The 21327-nt window shown below is 52.4% G+C and carries 21 protein-coding genes; 14 read left to right on the top strand and 7 right to left on the bottom strand.

The window, feature by feature from the left end; all coding sequences use genetic code 11:
- On the top strand, positions 1–713 hold a 713-nt coding region (locus IR141_RS09500), incomplete at its 5' end, for an N-acetylmuramoyl-L-alanine amidase (protein WP_228068217.1).
- Positions 714–791: 78 nt separating this feature from the next.
- On the top strand, positions 792–1052 hold the full coding sequence (locus IR141_RS09505) for a hypothetical protein (RefSeq protein WP_135036465.1): 261 nt from the start codon (positions 792–794) through the stop codon (positions 1050–1052).
- 136 nt (positions 1053–1188) lie between these two features.
- On the opposite strand, the gene ftsB is transcribed toward IR141_RS09505, so the two are convergent.
- From ftsB to guaB, 4 genes are all read right to left on the bottom strand, one after another.
- Positions 1189–1464, bottom strand: a complete 276-nt coding sequence (gene ftsB / locus IR141_RS09510; protein ID WP_135033379.1) for a cell division protein FtsB — start codon at positions 1462–1464, stop codon at positions 1189–1191.
- A gap of 10 nt (positions 1465–1474) precedes the next feature.
- Positions 1475–2761, bottom strand: a complete 1287-nt coding sequence (gene eno, locus IR141_RS09515; protein ID WP_135036466.1) for a phosphopyruvate hydratase — start codon at positions 2759–2761, stop codon at positions 1475–1477.
- Between the two features lie 72 nt (positions 2762–2833).
- A complete protein-coding gene (locus tag IR141_RS09520; RefSeq protein WP_135036516.1) occupies positions 2834–3331 on the bottom strand; it encodes a YbhB/YbcL family Raf kinase inhibitor-like protein in 498 nt (165 codons plus the stop codon).
- A gap of 547 nt (positions 3332–3878) precedes the next feature.
- Positions 3879–5342 carry an IMP dehydrogenase gene (guaB, locus tag IR141_RS09525; protein ID WP_135036469.1) on the bottom strand — a complete coding sequence of 488 codons (1464 nt, stop codon included), beginning with the start codon at positions 5340–5342 and terminating at the stop codon, positions 3879–3881.
- Positions 5343–5604: 262 nt separating this feature from the next.
- On the opposite strand from guaB, the gene IR141_RS09530 reads away from it, so the two are divergent.
- The 7 genes from IR141_RS09530 (at position 5605) to IR141_RS09560 (ending at position 13986) form a co-directional block, all read left to right on the top strand.
- Positions 5605–6048 (top strand): DUF4124 domain-containing protein, encoded by a 444-nt coding sequence (locus IR141_RS09530; RefSeq protein WP_135036472.1) that lies wholly within the window; start codon positions 5605–5607, stop codon positions 6046–6048.
- Between the two features lie 111 nt (positions 6049–6159).
- Positions 6160–7161 carry a S49 family peptidase gene (locus IR141_RS09535; RefSeq protein WP_135036519.1) on the top strand — a complete coding sequence of 334 codons (1002 nt, stop codon included), beginning with the start codon at positions 6160–6162 and terminating at the stop codon, positions 7159–7161.
- A gap of 109 nt (positions 7162–7270) precedes the next feature.
- Positions 7271–8665, top strand: a complete 1395-nt coding sequence (gene hrpA / locus IR141_RS09540) for an ATP-dependent RNA helicase HrpA (RefSeq protein WP_135036475.1) — start codon at positions 7271–7273, stop codon at positions 8663–8665.
- Between the two features lie 105 nt (positions 8666–8770).
- Positions 8771–9214: a hypothetical protein gene (locus tag IR141_RS09545; RefSeq protein WP_135036478.1), complete on the top strand. Its 444-nt coding sequence runs from the start codon at positions 8771–8773 to the stop codon at positions 9212–9214.
- A 341-nt stretch (positions 9215–9555) separates the two neighbouring features.
- Positions 9556–10083: a transposase gene (locus IR141_RS09550; protein ID WP_135036481.1), complete on the top strand. Its 528-nt coding sequence runs from the start codon at positions 9556–9558 to the stop codon at positions 10081–10083.
- Positions 10084–10184: 101 nt separating this feature from the next.
- Complete coding sequence (locus tag IR141_RS09555; protein WP_228068219.1) at positions 10185–13046, top strand: DUF3418 domain-containing protein; 2862 nt, start codon at positions 10185–10187, stop codon at positions 13044–13046.
- A gap of 61 nt (positions 13047–13107) precedes the next feature.
- Complete coding sequence (locus IR141_RS09560) at positions 13108–13986, top strand: hypothetical protein (RefSeq protein WP_209304418.1); 879 nt, start codon at positions 13108–13110, stop codon at positions 13984–13986.
- Between the two features lie 3 nt (positions 13987–13989).
- Here the strand turns inward: IR141_RS09560 and IR141_RS09565 are convergent, their stop codons facing one another.
- The 3 genes from IR141_RS09565 to IR141_RS09575 form a co-directional block, all read right to left on the bottom strand.
- Positions 13990–14952, bottom strand: a complete 963-nt coding sequence (locus IR141_RS09565) for a DNA methyltransferase (protein ID WP_135036487.1) — start codon at positions 14950–14952, stop codon at positions 13990–13992.
- Positions 14953–14958: 6 nt separating this feature from the next.
- Positions 14959–15141, bottom strand: a complete 183-nt coding sequence (locus IR141_RS09570) for a CopG family transcriptional regulator (protein ID WP_135036490.1) — start codon at positions 15139–15141, stop codon at positions 14959–14961.
- A gap of 317 nt (positions 15142–15458) precedes the next feature.
- On the bottom strand, positions 15459–17108 hold the full coding sequence (locus IR141_RS09575) for an AarF/ABC1/UbiB kinase family protein (protein ID WP_135036492.1): 1650 nt from the start codon (positions 17106–17108) through the stop codon (positions 15459–15461).
- A 294-nt stretch (positions 17109–17402) separates the two neighbouring features.
- On the opposite strand from IR141_RS09575, the gene IR141_RS09580 reads away from it, so the two are divergent.
- From IR141_RS09580 to moaA, 5 genes are all read left to right on the top strand, one after another.
- Positions 17403–17969, top strand: coding sequence for a C40 family peptidase (locus IR141_RS09580; RefSeq protein WP_135036498.1), 567 nt, complete (start codon positions 17403–17405; stop codon positions 17967–17969).
- 13 nt (positions 17970–17982) lie between these two features.
- On the top strand, positions 17983–18201 hold the full coding sequence (locus tag IR141_RS09585) for a hypothetical protein (protein WP_135036501.1): 219 nt from the start codon (positions 17983–17985) through the stop codon (positions 18199–18201).
- A 774-nt stretch (positions 18202–18975) separates the two neighbouring features.
- Entirely contained in the window at positions 18976–19314 is a 339-nt protein-coding gene (locus IR141_RS09590) for a CidA/LrgA family protein (RefSeq protein ID WP_135036504.1), read from the top strand.
- Complete coding sequence (locus tag IR141_RS09595) at positions 19311–20006, top strand: LrgB family protein (protein WP_194198391.1); 696 nt, start codon at positions 19311–19313, stop codon at positions 20004–20006. The genes IR141_RS09590 and IR141_RS09595 overlap by 4 nt, the downstream gene beginning before the upstream one ends.
- Positions 20007–20322: 316 nt before the next feature.
- On the top strand, positions 20323–21327 hold a 1005-nt coding region (gene moaA, locus IR141_RS09600; protein ID WP_135036510.1), incomplete at its 3' end, for a GTP 3',8-cyclase MoaA.

Consider the following 21327-nt stretch of genomic DNA (forward strand, 5'->3'; position numbering starts at 1 on the left):
CCGCCGCCCCGCACCGCCACGACCGCCGCCCCGTTATCGTGCTCGATCCCGGCCACGGCGGCGAAGACCCCGGCGCCATCGGCAGCAGCGGCCTGCGCGAAAAAGACGTGGTGCTCTCCATCGCCCGCGAAACCAAAAAACGCCTCGATGCCATGGGCTACCGCACCTACATGACCCGCAACGAAGACATCTTTATCCCGCTGGGTGTGCGCGTGGCCAAAGCCCGCCAGCTCAAAGCCGATGTGTTCGTATCCATTCATGCCGATGCGTTCACCAACCCCAGCGCGCGCGGCACCGGCGTTTACGCCCTCAGCACCAAAGGCGCCACCAGCGCGGCAGCCCGCTTTCTCGCCCAAACCCAAAACAGCGCCGACTTAATCGGCGGCGTGCAGAGAGTGGGCAACCGTCAGGTAGACAGCGCCCTGCTCGATATGACCCAAACTGCCACCATCAAAGACAGCATGGTGCTCGGCCGCAACGTATTGGGCGAATTGGGCAAACTCAACAAGCTGCACAAAGGCCATGTGGACCAGGCCAACTTCGCCGTTTTGCGCGCGCCCGATATTCCTTCGATTTTGGTGGAAACCGCCTTTATTTCCAACCCCACCGAAGAGAGCCTGCTGGCCAGCCCTTCATTCCGCCAAAAAAGCGCCCAAGCCATCGCCAACGGCGTGAGGGCTTATTTGGGCAAAGCCGTTTTGGCGCGCAGATAGCCTCTCCGGCATATCGAAAGCCGCGCTTACCATACAGGCCGTCTGAAAGATTGAATTGCTTTCAGACGGCCTGCACCTTTGGGCCATACACCCCGCATCGTCCGAGAATATTTCCCCGCCTGCTCCGCCATCCCCGGGTTCCACGCTGACGCCTGCCCTTCCGAACAAGGAAAACAGATGCCCGAAACAGGCATGGTTGCGGCGGTTGCGCTGAAAACACGATGGTGGAAACAAGCGGGTTTTGTATTGCTGCGTTTCGCGGTCATACCCTGCCGCCCCGTGTTGGAAAACGAAGTTGGATTGGGCGGATTGATCGGCTGCAGAACAGGCCGGGGTTGAAGCCATAACGGCGGCGGCCTGCTTTGCCGTGCCGGTGTCCCGGCGGTTAAAACTTTAACGCAATGGCTGCACGGCTTGCGCCAAAACAAAGGCCGTCTGAAAAATGAATCTTTCAGACGGCCTTAGCCCGAGCCGGTCAGCGGCGGTACACCAAACGGTAGTATGTTTCTCCGTTTTGGATATAGCCCAAATCTACGCGGGCGATTTCGGCAATGGCGTCCTGCCCTTGGGCGAGATCGTCCACCTCGGCCTGCAAGGCGTTGTTGCGCAAAGTGAGCGCCCGGTTTTTCTCTTCCTGGCCGGCCACTTCATCCTGCAAGCGCCACATATCGCGCCAGCCGCCTTTGGAAATCCACAGGCTGTATTGGAACCATGTGATCGCGGCGATTAAAACCAGTGTTACCCACTTCATGCATTAGGCCTTATTTGCTCAGTTGGTAAAACGCGGCACGGCCGGGGTAATAGGCGGCTTCGGCCAGCTCTTCTTCGATACGCAGCAGCTGGTTGTATTTGGCCATGCGGTCGGAGCGGCTCAAAGAGCCGGTTTTAATCTGCATACAGTTGGTGGCCACGGCCAAATCGGCGATGGTGGAATCTTCGGTTTCGCCCGAGCGGTGGCTCATCACGCTGGCGTAGCGGTTGCGTTTGGCCAAATCAACGGCCTTGAGGGTTTCGCTCAGAGTGCCGATCTGGTTCACTTTCACCAACAGCGCATTGGCGATGCCCTGTTCGATGCCCTCAGCCAGTATTTTGGGGTTGGTTACGAAAAGATCATCGCCCACGAGCTGCACACGTTTGCCGAGTTTTTCGGTGAGGTGTTTCCAGCCCGCCCAGTCGTTTTCGTCCATGCCGTCTTCAATGGAAATAATGGGGTAGACATCGGCCAGTTTGGCAAGGTAGTCGGCAAACTCTTCGCTGCTCAAGGCCAAACCTTCGGCGCTCAGGTGGTATTTGCCGTCTTTATAGAATTCGCTGGAGGCGCAGTCTAAGGCAAACACCACATCTTCGCCGGGCGTATAGCCTGCGGCATACACGGCCTCCTGCATCAGCTGCAGGGCTTCTTCATGGCTGCCCAAGTTGGGTGCAAAACCGCCTTCATCGCCCACGGTGGTGGGAAAGCCTTTGCTGTCACACAGTTTTTTCAGCGCATGGAAAATTTCGGCACCGCAGCGCAGGGCTTCGCGGAAGCTTTTCGCACCCACGGGCATAATCATAAATTCTTGAATATCGAGGCTGTTGTTGGCGTGTGCGCCGCCGTTGATCACGTTCATCATCGGCACGGGCATCGCCATCGGGCCCGCACCGCCCAAATAGCGGTAAAGCGGCAGGCCGGCATCTTCGGCGGCAGCACGGGCAACGGCCATCGACACGGCCAGCGTGGCATTGGCGCCCAGGCGGCCTTTGTTGTCGGTGCCGTCCAGCTCAATCATCACCTGGTCGATATAGCTTTGTTCGGATGCATCCAGCCCGATTAGGGCTTGGGCGATTTCGTTATTAACGTGTTCCACGGCCTGCAATACGCCTTTGCCCAGATAGCGGCTTTTATCGCCGTCACGCAGCTCAAGAGCCTCTTTTTGGCCGGTCGATGCGCCGCTGGGCACGGCGGCACGACCCATCACACCGCTTTCGAGCAGCACATCGCATTCAACGGTGGGGTTGCCGCGTGAATCGAGAATTTCGCGGGCGAAAATATCAACAATTGCACTCATGGGAAAGTTCTCCTGAATAATCGGATCGTGTATTAAAAAGACTGCCTGTTTTTAGGCTATTAAGCTATGGTGTTATGAATCATAAATGCCGACCAGATAAGCCGTTTCAAGAATATGACCCTGCATGGCGAAATGAAGTTCATTATAACGAAAGCCGGGCTTCAAATTCAATTTGGTATCCAGAGCATAAACGTAAAGCTCGTAGCGGTGCGGCTTATCGGGCGGCGCCATACCGCCGTAGGCCGAGGCCTCAGCAATAGAGAATTTGTTGATTTTACTGGCCCAACTGTTTGCCCCTTGGGTAAAATCTTTTGCCGAAATGCTTTCGTTTTCCAAAACCGATGTCCGCTGCAAATCTGCAATCAACCAGTGCGTCCACACAAACCCTGCAACTTGTGCAGCATCTTTGTCTTCAAAAACAACAGCAAAGGATTTGGTCTGTTTTGGTGCATTTTTAATTTCGAACGGTATCGAATAAGAAGGCATACCGTTTACCGTGAACTGCGAACCGCGTTTGCCGTATTTGTTTAAAAATTTACCGTTTTGTATACCACTGCTGACAACCTGCATTTTACGGGAAGGACTGCTTTTACTCTTCAGCCCGGCTGCGGCTGCGGCAGGAACAAATCCTGCAAGCCCTATGGCTCCTGCTGCCTTGAGAAGCTGCCGCTTTTGCACATCTGACGGTTTTGCGGGGAAATTGGTATTTTTCATCTTTGGTCTCCTGAAATACCGGGCAATCATGTCCGATTGATACGATTTGGCTTTCCTACCGTTAGACGCCGTAAATCAAGCAGACCTTACAGCCCCATCTCCATTTTTATAAATATACCGGCAATAAAATAACCGGCCTTATCCCTATACATTATCGCCGGCAGCCGGAATGCGGATTCTGTAGAATATTCGGGCACAATTACTCTCCCACCTTTTACACATTGCTGCTTTTTATTGTTGTTTTCTCTCGGCGAATACGGCTCGAAAAATTATATTTTTCGGATTATACCGACTTGTATTTCAGGATACAGTTTTTCAGGCGGCAAATACCGTGAAACTTGCTTGACATCAATTCGGCTTCGGAAACAGGCCGTCTGAAAAAGTGTTCAGACGGCCTGAAACATCAACGGTAGTAGTTCGGTGCTTCTTTGGTAATCTGCACATCGTGAACGTGCGACTCGCTCATGCCGGCGGCGGTGATTTCCACAAACTCGGCTTTTTCGTGCATTTCGGCAATGGTTTTGCAGCCCAAATAGCCCATGCTCGAACGCAGCCCGCCTACCAGCTGGTGGATAATCTGCACAATCGGGCCTTTATAAGGCACGCGGCCTTCGATGCCTTCGGGCACATATTTGTCGGCACTGTCTTCCTTATCTTGGAAATAGCGGTCGCTCGAGCCCTGGCTCATCGCGCCCAACGAACCCATGCCCCGGTAGGATTTATACGAACGCCCCTGATAAAGCTCGATTTCGCCCGGCGCTTCTTCAGTGCCGGCAAACATACCGCCCAACATCACGCAGTGCGCACCGGCGGCCAGCGCTTTGGCCACATCGCCGGAAAAGCGGATGCCGCCGTCTGCAATCAGCGGCACGCCCGTGCCTTTCAGGGCTTCTGCCACATTGTGGATGGCAGTCAGCTGCGGCACGCCCACACCGGCCACGATGCGGGTGGTGCAGATGGAGCCGGGGCCGATGCCCACTTTTACCGCATCTGCGCCTGCAGCCGCCAAATCGCGCGCCGCCTGAGCCGTGGCAATGTTGCCGCCGACCACCTGAACCTGCGGGTAATTTTGTTTCACCCACTTCACGCGCTCGAGCACTCCCTGGCTGTGGCCGTGGGCGGTATCGACCACAATCACGTCCACGCCCGCTTCAACCAGCGCCTTCACACGCTCATCGGTATCCGCACCCACGCCCACCGCCGCGCCCACGCGCAGGCGGCCGTCTGAATCTTTGTTGGCATTGGGAAACTCGGTGGTTTTGAGAATATCTTTCACGGTAATCAGGCCTTTCAGCTCCCAATCACCGTCCACCACCAACACGCGTTCCACTTTATGCTCGTGCATCACATCGCGCGCATCTTCGATAGACGTGCCTTCCGGCACGGTAACCAGGCGTTCGCGCGGGGTCATAATTGCCGAAACGGGCTGGTCGAGGCGTTTTTCAAAACGCAGGTCGCGGTTGGTAACCAAGCCGACCACTTTGCCGTTTTCCATCACCGGCAGGCCCGACATTTTGCGCTTGCGTTTCGAGAGCATTTCCACCAAATCGCGGATTAACATTTCAGGCTTGATGGTTACCGGGTCCTTCACGATGCCGCTTTCGTGGCGCTTCACTTTCGCCACGGCATTTGCCTGCCGCTCGGGGGTCATGTTTTTGTGGATGATGCCGATACCGCCCTCCTGCGCCATCGAAATGGCCAAACGGGCTTCGGTTACCGTGTCCATCGCAGCAGAGAGCAAGGGGGTGTTGAGCATGATTCCGCGTGTGAGCGGGGTTTGGAGTTTAACGTCGCGCGGCAGCACTCGGGAATGTGCGGGAACCAGCAAAACGTCATCAAAAGTATAGGCTTTTTCAACGATACGCATAATGCTCGGGCTTTCAGTTTGTGCAAGATGCACGGCATTGTACCAAATCCGCCGCCCGCTTAACAGCCGCCTGCCGCCCCCGACCGTCTAAAATTTAATAAAATTACACCGCCGCACATTCAGCACAAGCGTTGTAACCATGCAAACAATAACCCCCTTTATATCGCCGAATAACGCACTTATTATGACACTTACTTGATTTAACAGTACAATAAGGCCGTCTGAAAACCTATCTCCCAACACAGCCAAGAAAGAAAAAACCATGCACATTACCCGCACCGTCTATACTGCCGCTCTTCTCTGCCTGCTGCCTGCGCAATTTGCCGCTGCCCAGATTTACACCTGGAAAGGCAAAAACGGCAGCACCAGTTATTCAGATGTGCCGCACAACCTGAAAATTTCCAACGCATCAACCATCAACGTGCGCACCCGCACCGTTACCCCGCCGCCTGCCGCCCAAACCGCAGAAAGCGCAGGCGAAGGCTCGCTGGCCGACCAACAAAAACAGCTCAACGATGCCGTCAGCCGTGAAAATAAAAAAATCGAAGAGCAAAACAAAAAAATCGAAGAACAAAACCGCCTGCAAAAAGAAGACAACTGCAAAACCGCGCGCCTCAACCGCCAGTTTGCCGAAACCGCCCGCGTGGCCAACCGCGATGAATTTATCAAGCGTTACGATGCCGATATCGGCAAGTTCTGCAATTAGTCCGCTGCAAAAACCACCGGCCGTCTGAAAACCCGATTTTTCCGCTTGGTTTTCAGACGGCTCCGATTGGCCTAAAATAAACGGCATTTCATGACTCAGAAAGCCCGTTTTATGCAATACCGTATCCGCAGCAGCAACGACACACCGCCCGCCAACCTGCCCGCAGGCGAAAGCTGGGAGCGCAACACCCTGCGCGATGTTTTGCTCGAAGCCTATAAAGAACAACGCCGCGCCCGCTTCTGGCGCAACCTTTGGCGCGCCTTATGGGTGTTGGTGTTTTTGGCCGTGGCAGCCAACTCGCTCAGCAGCAGCCAAAGCGGCCCCGGCAGTTCATTGGTCAATATTTCCGAAGAGCATACTGCGGTAGTTTCCCTCACGGGCACCATCGGCGATGAATACGAAGATAAAACCGCCATGCTGCGCGAGAGCCTCGAAGCCGCCTACAAAAACCACAAAGTCAAAGGCATCATCATCCGCGCCAACAGCCCCGGCGGCTCGCCCGTGGTGTCGAACACTGCCTTTAACGAAATACGCCGTCTGAAAAACGAATATAAAAACCGCAATATTCCGCTTTATGTGGTTGCCGAAGACGTTTGCGCCTCCGGCTGCTACTACATCGCCGCCGCCGCCGATAAAATCTATGCCGACCCTTCCAGCATTGTCGGCAGCATCGGCGTTATCGGCGGCGGCTTCGACCTCACCGGGCTGATGCACAATATCGGTGTGAAACGCCGCTTGAAAACGGCAGGCAGCAATAAAGGCATGGGCGACCCGTTCTCCCCCGAAACACCCGAACAAACCCGCATTTGGGAAGAAATGCTGGCCGACATCCACAGCGAATTTATCAAAGCCGTGAAGCAGGGGCGCAGCAGCCGTCTGAAAGAAAAAGAACACCCCGATATTTTCAGCGGCCGCATCTACACGGGCAACGAAGCCAAAAAAGCAGGCCTGATTGACGACTACGGCAGCATTTACAGCGTGGCGCGCGATGTGGTGAACGCCCCAAAAATCATCGACTACACCCCCGAAGACAGCTTCGGCAAACTCTTCGGCCGCCGCCTGCGTGCCGAAATCTCATCGGGTTTGCAGGCTGCCCGGAGCAAAATCTGGTAAAGGTTCCGCTTTCGCAGCTCCAAGCCTTCCGGCCGTCTGAAAAACTTTTCAGACGGCCTTCTGCTATAATCTGCAGCCTTCGTTTCAGCAGAATTTTCCATCCCTTCCCATGCAGCCCGATTTATCCCAAACCCTCGCCCGCGACCGCCATTTTCTGCAAACCGCCTTCAAAAATCCGAAAAAATCCGGCGGCCTGGAAGCAGTACAGCAAAAATACCGAAAATCACACGAAGCCTATTTGAAACGCCAAGCCGCGCTGCCCCGCCCGCAATACGATGGCACGCTGCCGGTGCACGAGCGTTTGAGCGACATCAAAGCCGCCATCGCCGGCCACCAAGTAACCATTGTCTGCGGCGAAACCGGCTCGGGCAAAACCACCCAACTGCCGAAAATCTGCTTGGAACTGGGGCGCGGCACCGCAGGCCTAATCGGCCACACCCAGCCGCGCCGGCTGGCCGCGCGCTCCGTTGCCGAGCGGATTGCCGAAGAATTGGGCAGCAACATCGGTGAAGCAGTCGGCTACACAGTGCGCTTCAACGACAACACCTCGCGCGATGCCTATATAAAATTGATGACCGATGGCATTCTGCTGGCCGAAACACAAACCGACCGCTACCTCACTGCCTACGACACCATTATCATCGATGAAGCACACGAGCGCAGCCTCAACATCGACTTTCTGCTGGGCTACCTGAAACAACTGCTGCCGCGCCGCCCCGATTTAAAAGTGATCATCACCTCGGCCACCATCGATGCCGAACGTTTTTCCAAGCACTTCAACAACGCCCCCGTGCTCGAAGTGAGCGGGCGCACCTATCCTGTTGAAATTCTCTACCGCCCGCTGCACGCGGCAGATGAAGACGATGCAGAAATCGAAATCGCCGATGCCATTGTTGATGCCGCCGATGAGCTGGCACGGCTGGGCAGCGGCGATATTCTCGTGTTTCTGCCCGGCGAGCGCGAAATCCGCGAAGCCGCCGAAGCCCTGCGCAAATCGCCGCTGCGCCGCCACGATGAAATCCTGCCGCTGTTTGCCCGTTTGTCAAACGCCGAACAGCACAAAATCTTCCACCCCGGCGGCACCAAACGCCGCATCGTGTTAGCCACCAACGTAGCCGAAACCTCGCTCACCGTGCCCGGTATCAAATACGTTATCGACACCGGCCTGGCGCGGGTAAAACGCTATTCCGCCCGCGCCAAAGTCGAGCAGCTTCATGTGGAAAAAATCTCACAAGCCGCCGCCCGCCAGCGTTCCGGCCGCTGCGGCCGCACCTCCGCCGGCGTGTGTATCCGTTTGTATTCGGAAGAAGATTTTGAACAACGCCCCGCCTTCACCGACCCCGAAATCATCCGCAGCAATCTGGCGGCGGTGATTCTGCGCATGGCCGCGCTGAACCTGGGCGATGTGGCGGCATTCCCGTTTCTCGAAGCGCCCGACCGGCGGTATATCAATGACGGGTTTCAGGTGTTGTTGGAATTGGGGGCGGTGGAGGAGGCTGTTTGAAAATGCCTGTCTGAAAACGCGTAGGTCGGGCATTTATGCCCGACTTACAAGAGAGAATCATCTCAGGACAACGCAGTGAGAATTTGAATATCAAAGGAAAATTAAGTGACTGATATTTTAGAAAAAGTTAGCAATGGATTATTGCAAAGAATCATGGAACTCGAATGGCTTTTAGCCTCATTACTGATAATTTCATTTTTCGATATGTATTTAAATTTGAAATTGGGATTCTCTCTTGAAATGCTGTTGAATAGACAGAAAAATATTAGTTGGTACAGTATTGTTGAAGCCATTATTCTTTTTTCTTTTATTTTTGCTGCTATTGTTCCCATTATTCAAGGAATTTATTTTTCTGTTATTTTGACTGTTTTGTCGAAATTTAATATTTATATGCTTGAAGATGAAAATTTTGATTATAAGAAATCATTGCATCGTTTAAGAACAAAAGCAGTAAAAGAAGACAACTCTGTGCTGTGGAGTGCTTATCAGGAAAAAGTAACTGGCTATAAAAAATCAGCTTTGTATTTTTGTCGGCATGGGGAATTTTAATTTTTTCAATATTGGGCTGTTTTGGAAAATCAGGAAAATCCATATTGGTAGATATTATTATAAAGTTAAATACAGTCGCAGAAAGCAATTATTTTTTAGGGGGAATTATCTATTTCTTATTTCTCATCATATCGTTTTGGTATTTTACTATTTTGCAGCATTCTTTATATCTGCGTGAAGAAATATTGCCATACTGGGAAGATGAAGATGGTAAAAAAAATAGTTCATAGATTGGGCATTTATGTCTGAAAAAGTTAAATAACACAACCATGTCGGGCATCAATGCCCGACCTACAAAATAATTCAAATATAAAATCAAAATAAATAACGGGAAAACCACAATGCAATACCGCCGATTTTACCGACAAGGATCGCTCTATTTTTTCACGGTGGTCACTTACCAACGCCGCCCGATATTGACTCATCCCGACGTGATGCCGGTTTTAAAAACGGCGTTGAAAATGGTGCGGCAAAAATACCCGTTTAAAACCGAAGCCTTGGTTATTTTGCCCGACCACCTGCACACCATTTGGCAAATGCCTGAAAACGATGCCGATTTTTCAACGCGCTGGAACCAAATCAAACGTTATGTCAGCCATCATTGCAAGGATTACGATAATCTGGCGAAAAGCGCAAACGAAGTCAAAAAACGCCAAAGCAGCATTTGGCAACAGCGCTTCTGGGAGCATTGCATACGAAATGATGAAGATTTTGCAAATTATATGGATTACATTCATTTCAACCCGGTGAAACACGGTTATGTGCAGGCGGCAAAAGATTGGCCGTTTTCCACTTTTCACAAATATGTGCAACAAGGCGTTTATCCCGAAGATTGGGGCGGCGTCAGCCAAGATTTTGATTACGAGTAGGTCGGGCATTGATGCCCGACAGTTTTGTCGTTTATTTTGGGTTTCGTCGGGCATCAATGCCCGACCTACGAATTATGCAAAACATGAAAAGCAATACAAATATGCAGTCTGAACCCTTTTCAGACGGCCTGAAAACCCCCGCCAAACCCCGCTACCGCCTGACCCGCCTCGGCGAGCAAATGGCGCGGCTGCCCATCGATCCGAAAATCGCCCGCATTTTGTTGGCGGCGAAAAAGCACGACTGTATGGCGGAAATCTTGGTGATTGCGTCTGCCCTTTCCATTCAAGACCCGCGCGAGCGGCCGCTTGAGGCGCGCGAAGCGGCTGCCAAGGCGCACGAGCGGTTTACCGACAAGCAGTCCGACTTTCTGGCCTATCTGAATATTTGGGATTCGTTTCAGCGCGAGCGTGATAAAGGCTTGTCAAACAAACAGTTGGTGCAGTGGTGCCGCCAATATTTTCTGTCGCACCTGCGGATGCGCGAGTGGCGAGAGCTGCACCGCCAATTGGCCGAAACCGCTATTGAAATGGGCTTGACCACCAAAGAGCAGGCATTCAGACGGCCTGGCATGCAAGCACAGTTAAGGCCGTCTGAAAATATGTGCGACCAAGATTTATCGGCCAAACTCAAGCAAAAGCAACTGGATAAAAAGCAACACCGTGCCCATATCCGCGCGGCCAAAGAGGCGGGCTACGAGCAAATCCACCGCGCCCTGCTCACCGGCCTGATTGCCAATGTGGGCATGAAATCGCCGGACGGCCGCGACTACACCGGCGCGCGCGGTTCACGCTTTCATTTATTCCCGGCTTCTGCGCTGTTCAAGTCCAAACCCAAGTGGGTGATGGCGGCGGAGCTCACCGAAACCACAAAACTTTATGCTCGCGATGCGGCCGTGATTCAGCCCGAGTGGATCGAGCAGGAAGCACCGCATTTGGTGAAATATCACTATTTCGAACCGCATTGGGAACAAAAGCGCGGCGAAGTGGTGGCCGGCGAGCGGGTAACGCTCTACGGTTTAACGGTTTTGCCGCGCCGCCCGGTTGCCTATGGCCGCGTCGCACCCGAAGAAGCGCGCGAAATCTTTATCCGCGGCGCGCTGGTGGCGCAGGAATGCGATTTGAAAGCCGATTTTTTTGTCCACAATAAAAAGCTGATCCGCGAAATCGCCGAGCTGGAACACAAATCGCGCAGGCAGGATGTGTTGGTGGACGAAGAAGCACTGTTTGATTTTTACAACCAAAGGCTGCCTGAAATGTATGTGCCGTCTGAAACCGTAGGTCGGGCATTTATGCCCGACCTAGCCAACGTAAGCGCACAAACCCCGTCGGGCATAAATGCCCGACCTACGCCTATGCCGTCTGAAAACCCGCGTAGGGTTGGTGTCAACCCACCATCCCAAAACGCGGCGGAAAAGACAGAAACGGCAAATTCAAACCAGCCTAGTCAAAGGCCGTCTGAAACCCCCAAACCCCTTGCCGACATCCGCACCTTCCAAAGCTGGCTGAAACAAGCCGGGCAGGAAAACCCGCGCCTGCTGTTTCTCAGCAAAGAAGACCTGATGCAGCACGCCGCCGCGCACATCACCGAAGAACAATTCCCCAAGTTTTATAAAACACCCGACGGCAAATTCAAACTGGCCTACCGCTTCGAGCCGCACCACCCGCTCGACGGCGTAACCCTCACCGTGCCGCTTACCGTGCTCAACCGCCTCTCCGCCCCCGCGCTCGAATGGCTGGTGCCCGGTATGCTTCGCGAAAAATTAACACTGCTGATTAAAGCCCTGCCCAAACAAGTCCGCCGCATCTGCGTACCCGTGCCCGAATTTATCACCAAGTTTTTAGAAAGCAACCCCAACCGCCAAGAGCCGGTTATTCCCCAGCTTGCCCGTTTTATCGCCAAAACCGCCGGCGACATGCGCCTGCTCGAACAAATCAATCTCGACGACTGGCAAGCCTTCAAACTGCCCGAACACTGCTATTTCAACCTGCGCATCATCGACGACGGCGGGCAGGAGCTGGCCATAGGCCGCAACCTGGCCGAGCTGCAACAAGAGTTAGGCCAAGCCGCCGCCGTTACCTTCCGCGACAACACCCAAGAATTCGAGCGCGACAACGTAAGCAACTGGGACATCGGCACCCTGCCCGAATCCATCAAATTCGCCCGCGGCAAACAGCAGCTCACGGGCTATCTCGGCCTGCAAAAAGAAAAAAACGGCAACATCGCCCTGCGCCTCTTTGACACCACCCAAGCTGCCCAAGCCGCCCACCGCCAAGGCGTGATTGCCCTGATGCAGCTCCAGCTCAAAGAACATATGAAAGACCTCAACAAAGGCATTCCAGGCTTCACCCAGGCCGCCATGCTGCTCAAACACATCAGTGCCGACACCCTGCGCGACGATCTCGCCGCCGCCGTCTGCGACCGCGCCTTTATCGGCGACGACGATCTGCCGCGCAGCGAAAAAGCCTTTAAAGAGCAAATCAAACGCGCCCGCAGCCGCCTGCCCGCCGTCAAAGAAGCCGTGAGCCGCTACCTGCAAGACACCGCCGCCGCCTACGCCGAGCTCAACGCCAAGCTCGGCAGCGGCAAACACCCGCTCGCCGCACTTTTACGCAGCCGTATGCACACCCTGCTGGCCGCAGGCTTCGCCACCCGCACCCCGTGGCAACAATGGCCGCGCCTGCCCGTTTATCTCAAAGCCATGACCCTGCGCATGGAAAAATACAGCGGCAACCCCGCCCGCGATACCGCGCGCGAAGCCGATATTCAAGCGTTGGAACAGATGCGGCAGGAAAAAGCCGATGCCCTGCAAAAACAAAACCAACCGCTTTCAGACGGCCTGAAAATGTTTCAATGGCAGATAGAAGAGCTGCGCGTGTCGCTGTTTGCGCAAGAATTGAAAACACCGTATCCGGTGTCGGTGAAGAGGTTGGTGAAGGAGTGGGAAGTGAATAATAGAAAATAATTAGGGTTATACTTAGATATATTGATGTATTAAAACACTTTTGTTCTTGAAAGGATTTATTGTGGACACACAAACGATATTACAACTTGCTACACAGTCTTTATATGGCATGAAAAATAAAATATTTGATGTGATTGATATCAATAGGCCACCTTCTTCTGATATCGCTTTAAATTTAGTAAAGTTTAATTCAAAGCTTTCTCCTTTGGTTGCAAATTTCATAGAAGTTGAAACGTGTAATTTTTTGAATCAACAAAAACATTTTCAAAACATCGGGGTTTGGGAAAGACAAGATCCTGATTTTCCCGATGTTATTTTGAATTCTAATATTTTCCCTAGCCCAGGTTTTGAAATTAAAGCATGGTTCCCATTAGCCACGGAAATGACTGCAAGATTTAAAGATAGTCAAAATGCATTTCTTGGTAATCAAACTAATGTTGCAATCATAGCATGGCTACCTGAATTTTTAATTTATGGAAAGCCTAAGGTTATTGATGTATTTGTAACATCTGCCCAATCCATTGCTCAGGCTCGTGATAAGCATTATTTCAATCCTCCTGATTACTTGATTACTGAACCCTTAGATACATCCATGAGAACAAGGAATTTACAGCAAAGCAATACGTCTGGATATAAGTGGCAATCAACTGATAGCCGTGTAAAAAATGAAGCAGAAAGCTTGGTTCAAAATTTTGGAGACTTTAACTCATCTATTCAAGATAGACAGCGATTAGTAAATATACTCATGCAATCATATCAGTATAGACTGGATACGAATTATGCAAAATTAGATAGGATTAACCATTTTCAAATTAACAAATTTATAAATGATGTTTATAACATAAATATTTATGGTAGAAAAATTAGAGAATGGTACCGCCTATTTCAAGCCGATGAGCAAGCTATACTTGAAGGATTAAAAAATAGTAGATTATTATAATGTTTAATCACTGAGCTCATTAAATCGTTGCATTCCTAGAGTGAAATAATCATGATTAATTTCAGCAGAAAATGCTATTCTATTCAACATAACTGCGGCTAAGCTTGCTGAAAACAATCCTCCAAATGGCTCCCAAATAACACTATTTTCTTTTGATGATGACTCAATAATCAGCTTCATTAGATCAAGTGGTTTTTGATTTAAATGTGCAGCTCTCGTATTTTTATTAGGTAATTTTATTCTTTCTTTACCTCTCAATGATGGACGATCCCATATATTGGTCCAACCATGAGGGCAATTAAAAATTGCCCTCATTTTTATCCATTCTTCACTTGATATGGGCTTTTTTCCATCTATAGAGAAATATGGTTTACCTATATTGTGTCCATGTTTATTTGCATATTCAACCAATTTCCCAAAGGCTTCTGCTGGTGGGAAATACCATAATTTTCCTTGATCTAAATATTTCCTTGTAGCAGCATCTTTTACTCCACATGCTAAATTTGCTTCTTTAAATCTTAGCCCTGTTCTTTTCCATTCCGAATATAACCATTGTTGGAGTGTTAAATTATTTATTTTAACTTCTCTTACATATTGGACACAAATCTCAGATGTAACAGGAAATCTTCTAATCGTGCTAGTATTAACGTTTCCTGCGATATGAGCTTTTCCTTTATTCCAGATATTTGCATTTACATATTTCCAACCATATTTTTCCAAGATAGGATGAACTGTTGCCCAACCTATCTCTGTATTCCAGAACCACAATGTTGTTTGAGGTGTAGCATACAGAGACCAAGCAGCTACGTGTGGTTCATACCATGCTGGTAAATCAATATAACTAGATGTATCACCTTCAAACCCCTCAACGCCGTATGCGCCATCTGAAATAATTACCATAGGAGTATCCCAAGATTTATAAAAATTTAGGCTGTTTCCATAAAAAATATTTGCATTTTTATACATTGAGATTTACTCCTCTTCAGCTTGAGAAATTTTTTGTTTAATCATTGTGCTAATAAAACTTTTCTCAGCTAGCCAAGCAATTACAATACTTCGAACAATTTCTGCGTCCGTCTCACCCAACTCGCCTTTAAAGTGTTCTAATAAAATAATTTGCTTGTCGGAAAAGGATACTTGAACTTTTTTTGACATAAATACTCCAAATGGATTCTAATAAGATTCTATTAGAAAAAAATCTTTAGGTAAAGCTATATTTTCAAAATAGATTGCGTTAGTAGTCAGAGTAACTCGCATCTGTAGCAAGCGCAGCCTGCATGTAGGGTGTGCGCCCTCGGCGCGCACGCGTTGTTTGAGTTTCCACCCACCGCGTGCGTGGCTTGCGCCACAGGCCCTACCGCTCACAATACGAACCAAACCGCAAATATGGCAAGGCCGTCTGAAACTCTGCCCGGCAGTTTTTCAGACGGCCTCGGGCTGCGTTATGCCTTGATTTCAGGTATCGCCGCTATTCAATGTTTTCCCGAACGCCAAATCGACCAGATAATCCACACGCCGTTGGCAAAAGCAAGCAGATAGCCGAGCAAGCCGATGAATTTGGGGCCGGTTTCTATGCTCATCACGATAGACGAGCCGATAATCAGGGCGGCGGTTACGATGCCCATGGTCAGGCGGTTGGTGGCGCGGTCGAGTTGGTGGCTGAAGTGGTCGAAATGTTTGAAGTCGATGTTGAGGCCGACCCGGCCTTTTTGCAGGCGGCGGCTCAGGCGAAAAAGGTTTTGCGGCAGTTCGTCAAACGCCTGCACAAGGGTTTGGGCGTGCATTTTGCTTTTGCGCAGAATATGTTCGGGCGAGGCGCGCCCGGCATACACTTCGGCCACAATGGGCTTGGCCTGCTCCAGCAGCTCGATGCTGCCGTCAAGCTGTTTTACCACGCCTTCGAGGGTAATCAGGGTTTTGAACAGCATCACCAAATCGCCCGGCAGGGTGAGGCTGTGGCGGCGCATGATTTGGGTGATGTCGTGAATCACTTGGCTGATGCGCAGGTCGCGTATGGGGGTGTGTTCGTAGTTGAGCAGCATTTCGAGCACATCGGCACCGAGCAGGTTTTCATCGGGCAGATCGCCCTGCGCCCAGTTAATCAGCACATACTGCATACCGAATGGGTCGCGGCGGCTAAGCGCGGTAATCAGCTCGACGATTTCGCGGCGGCGGGTGTTGCCGAGGTGGCCGACCAGGCCGAAATCAATCAGGGTGATGCGGCCTTCGCTGTTGAAAAAAATATTGCCCGGGTGCGGGTCGGCGTGGAAGAAGCCCTGTTTCAGAATCATGGTAAACAAGGTGTCGGTGATGCGGGCAGCCAGTGTGCGACGGGTGTCGGCATCAAGGTTTTCAGACGGCATGTCTTTGAGCAGGGTGTCGCCGATGTATTCCTGCACGAGAATATGGCGGTTGGAATATTCTTGGTAAACCTTGGGGATACGGATAAAGCCGTGGCCGGCAAAGGTGGCTTCAAACCGCTGCATATAGCGCAATTCCACCGATAAATCGGTTTCTTTGGCCAGGCTTTTGGCGAAATACTGCACCATCTGCACCGGCCGGTAGCGCCTGGCTTCGGGGATTTCCGACTCAATCAGGTTGGCCAGATGGGTTAAAATGCGCAGGTCGGCCTGTATGGTCGGTTCGATGTCGGGGCGTTTGATTTTCACCGCCACGGTTTGGCCGCCAACCAGCTCGGCACGGTGCACTTGCGCAATCGAAGCACTGCCGGCGGGCTCGGGGTCGATATATTTGAACACATTTTCCACCGGCTGCCCGAGATGGGCGGAAATTAAAGCGCGGATATCGGCACCCGGTATCGGCGCCACATTGCTTTGCAGCCGTTCAAACTCTTCTATCCACTCAGAGCTGAAAATATCCACGCGGGTGGAAAGCACCTGGCCGAGCTTCACAAACGTGGGGCCGAGTGCTTCAAACGCCATGCGGAAGCGGCGCGGCGTGCTCATATAGCGGCTTTCGGGCGCGGCTTCGGCATCGGCCGCGTTTTGGTAGGAGAGCTTGATGCGCTGCACAAATCCGCCCAGGCCGTATTTGGTTAAAATGCCGATAATCTCGCGCATACGCGGAAAATCGCGCATGGCCAGCAGGGTGGGAATCATCATGGCTTTTGCAGTATTTTTCAGGGTTCATGCCTTGCACGAACGGTTTTTTGCTGTGAAAATCAATCCTTGCCGCCTGCTGCGGCACCAACCGGATCAAATTTCCGCTCTGCCGCCTTTCCGGGCGGCGCACATATTCCGCTATATTTCAATCTGTTTTCAACAATATAGCGGCTTTATTGCCGGCTGCGAATCTGCGACAGGACACAGAATAACACAACCGGGGCGGCACAGGCCGTCTGAAAACCGATTGCAGCAGGCTGCCCGCAGGTGGTTTGCACACAACAGAATACTTCTATGACACATTTCAAACGATTATTTTCGGCGGCACTCTCTGCTTTCTGCCTGATGATGCCGGGTGCGGTGCAAGCCGATGATTTGGAAAACCTTATCCGCCTGCAGATGCCGCAATATGTACCGGCCGACACCTCCGTCAGCCGCAGCAGGCCGGCAGGCCGCAGCGATGCCGATGATTTGATCGGCAGTGCGATGGGGCTGCTCGGCGTGGCCTACCGTTACGGCGGCACCTCTTCGCGCACGGGTTTCGACTGCAGCGGTTTTATGCAGCATATTTTCAGCCGCAGCATGCAGATCAGCCTGCCGCGCACCTCGGCCGACCAGGCCAGAGAAGGCGAATATGTGAGCCGCAGCAGTCTGCTGCCGGGCGATATGGTGTTTTTCCGCACCATGGGCGGCAGCCGCATCTCGCATGTGGGGCTGTATATCGGCAACGACCGTTTTATTCATGCGCCCAGGGCGGGCAAGCGCATCGAGATTGCCAGCCTCAACAATAAATATTGGAAAACCAAATACGCCACCGCCCGCCGCATCAAGAAAAACGATCCTTCGCGTTTTTTAAATTAAGGCCGCAATAATCATGAGTATGCCCGAAATGCCGAAATGGTATAGCGATAACGGTGAAATCGTTTCCTGCACCGAAAAAATCAAGGTGATGGCAGAAAACATGACCGAGCTTTACCAAGCCGCCCAAGATGCGTTTGAAGATGCCCTGCTGATGGGTTGCAGTGAAACACAACTGCGCGAATATCTGCAACGGCTGGTAGCGGGCGTGGAAAACCCCTACCGCCAAGACTGAGCCGCCCCAAAATAAAAGATGCGGGATAAAAACGGAATCCGAAAGGTTTCCGTTTTTTCTTTTTTATTGAGCAAAAAACGGCCTGATCTATTGCCCCCTTTTTTTCTTGGGGTGAGTAAGGCCGTCTGAAAAAGTATTCGGAAAAAGCATTAACCCGAATCAACACACACGACAGCCCGCTTTACCATCCTCACAGCGCAGCCTTACCGGCCGCCCCGTCTGAGCGGCCGCTCCCCGCCGACATGGATAGCCATACAGGCCTGCGAGGCCGTCTGAACATTATTGCCCGCCGCCCCGCATTGATTTCGGCAGTGCTACAGAACTCTGGGCAGCCTGAATGGCCGGGCCCGGCTATTTTGAAACCATCACGTTGAATCTGTTTGGTTTTCAGCACTCCCCCTGCAACTTTCCAACCCCGGCAACATACAAACAGCAGCCACGGTGGAGATGTTCTCCATTTTCATAAAAAGCGGTTTCCGGCCGGGCAAAGCCGGCCTGCCCAGAACCGCTCCGCATCTTTTCAGACGGCCTGTGCAGCGGTATGATTCCGATTGGTTAATCATTTAAAAAAAATGTACTGCCATGATGAACCCTTTCATTTTCGGGCAAGGCAAGCCGCCGGCAGTACGGCAAGGCAAAGCCGCGCGGTAACAGAAATGAAAAGAACGGCCAGCCAACCTGCGCCGTTGCAACGGCGGCAGTTTGGGCAGGTACTTCAGGCCGTCTGAAACCGCCGGCGCAATAATAAATACAACACAAAGGAGAAACCTAACCATGATTAAAGCATTGAGCGTTATTTTCGGCTGTTTGGCCGTGGGAGAGGCGGCTGTGCATTTCACCGGCATCAAACTGCCCGGCAGCATTATCGGCATGGGCTTTCTGTTTGCCGCCCTGCACGCGGGCTGGGTGAAAACTGCCTGGCTGCAGCAGATGGTAGACGTTTTGATGGGCAACCTGTCGCTGTTTCTGGTACCGCCGTGTGTGGCGGTGATGAGCTATCTCGATGTGGTGGGGCGCGATTTTCTTTCCATCGCCACCGCCACTCTGGTGAGCACGTTTTTGGTGATGTTTGTTACCGGCAAAGTGCATGAGCTGATGCGGAGGTTTTGGTGATGGAAATGCTCGTACACCCGGCCGTTTTGCTGTTTGTTACCGTTACCGTGTATTGGATTGCCAATGTGTTGCGGACACGCACGGGCAGTTTTCTGTGCAACCCCGTGGTGTTGAGCTCGGCGGCGGTGATTGTTTATCTGAAAACCATCGGCACCGATTATGAAACCTATCGCGAAGCGGCCGCGTTTATCGATTTCTGGCTGAAACCGGCGGTGGTGTCGCTGGCGGTGCCGCTTTATCTCAACTGGAAAAAAATCAGCAGCCAATGGCTGCCGATTATCGTGTCGCAGGCGGCGGGCAGCGTAACCGGTATCGTAACCGGCGTATATATCGCCAAATGGATGGGTGCCGAGCGCGAAGTGGTGTTGTCGCTGGCGGCCAAATCGGTTACCAACCCGATTGCCATCGAAATCACCCGCGCCATCGGCGGTATTCCCGCCATAACCGCCGCCACGGTGATTCTGGCGGGCATGATGGGGCAGATGGCCGGCTTCAGGCTGATGAGCAGCAGCACCATCAAACTGCCCACTTCGCAAGGGATGTCGATGGGCGCAGCCTCGCACGCAATGGGCATCGCCGCATCGCTCGACCGCAGCCGCAAATTGGCTGCCTATGCCAGCCTCGGTCTGATTTTCAACGGCATACTCACCTCCGTGTTGGTGCCGGTGCTGATTCCGCTGACAGGGATTTGATGCCGTGTGTTGCCATTCGTTCGCCACACCAAACAAACCGCAAACAACAGATAATGCCTAACCGGTTTTGCTGCCGCCCCCACGGCCTGAAAAACCGTTCTCTTTAGCCGGGCGCACGCCGCAACGGCAGCCGAACCGAGCCGCTATCGCGGCAACAGGCCGTCTGAAGCACAACCGGGCCGAACCGGACGGGTGTTTATTCTTTCAGACGGCCTGTGTATCCGCCGAAATAACTAGCCGCTAACCACAACGCATCATCAACAAAAAGCATGCCCGGCCATACAATCAGCACACCCCATACCGCGAGCACCACACCATGCTGACCGACCCATTCGGCCGCACCGTAGATTATCTGCGCATATCCGTAACCGACCGCTGCGATTTGCGCTGCACCTATTGTCTGCCCAAAGGTTTCAAAGGCTTTGCCGTGCCGAAAGACTGGCTCACGCTGGAAGAAACCGCGCGCATCTCCGCCGCGTTTGCACGGCTGGGCACCAAACGTTTCCGCCTCACCGGCGGCGAGCCGCTGCTGCGCAAAGGGCTGGCAGATCTGGCCGCCGAAATCAACCGCCAACCCGGCGTGGAAGATATTTCGCTCACCACCAACGGCACACAGTTGGGCAGATATGCCCGCACGCTGCGCCAAGCAGGCGTGCGCCGTCTCAACATCAGCCTCGACAGCCTGCGCGGCGACTGCGTGAAAAGCATCACCGGCACCGACTGCCTGCCGCAAGTGCTCGAAGGCATCAAAACCGCCAAACAAGCCGGTTTCGAGCGTATCAAAATCAACATGGTGCCGCTCAAAGGCGTGAACGATACCGATTTGGACGACATGGCCGCTTTCTGCATCGAAAACGGCTTTATCCTTAATTTAATCGAAGCCATGCCCATGGGCGCCACCGGGCAGGCACACGCCAAAGTAAACCTGCAACCCGTACTGGCACAATTGCAGCAGAAATTCAACCTTAAACCTTTTGAAGGCAGAATCGGCGGCGGCCCCGCGCGCTATTGGCAAAGCGGCAGCGGCGATTTCATTCTCGGCCTGATAACCCCCATGAGCCGGCATTTCTGCGCCACCTGCAACCGCGTGCGCCTTTCCGCCACCGGCAACCTGCACCTGTGTTTGGGGCAGGAAAACAAAGTGCCGCTGCGTCCGCTGCTGCGCGGCGGCTGCACCGATGCCGAGCTGGAGCATGTTAAATATCGTGCAAAACTGAGCCAGGGAAACGGGGAGTTGTGCTCCAAAATTGAGCCACTCTCCGTTTGTTATAAACTGCTCCGCTTTATCACACAGCGGAGCCCAACCTGGATGTTATGCATG

The organism is Neisseria sp. 19428wB4_WF04 (genome assembly GCF_015235335.1).
Classification (GTDB): domain Bacteria; phylum Pseudomonadota; class Gammaproteobacteria; order Burkholderiales; family Neisseriaceae; genus Neisseria; species Neisseria musculi.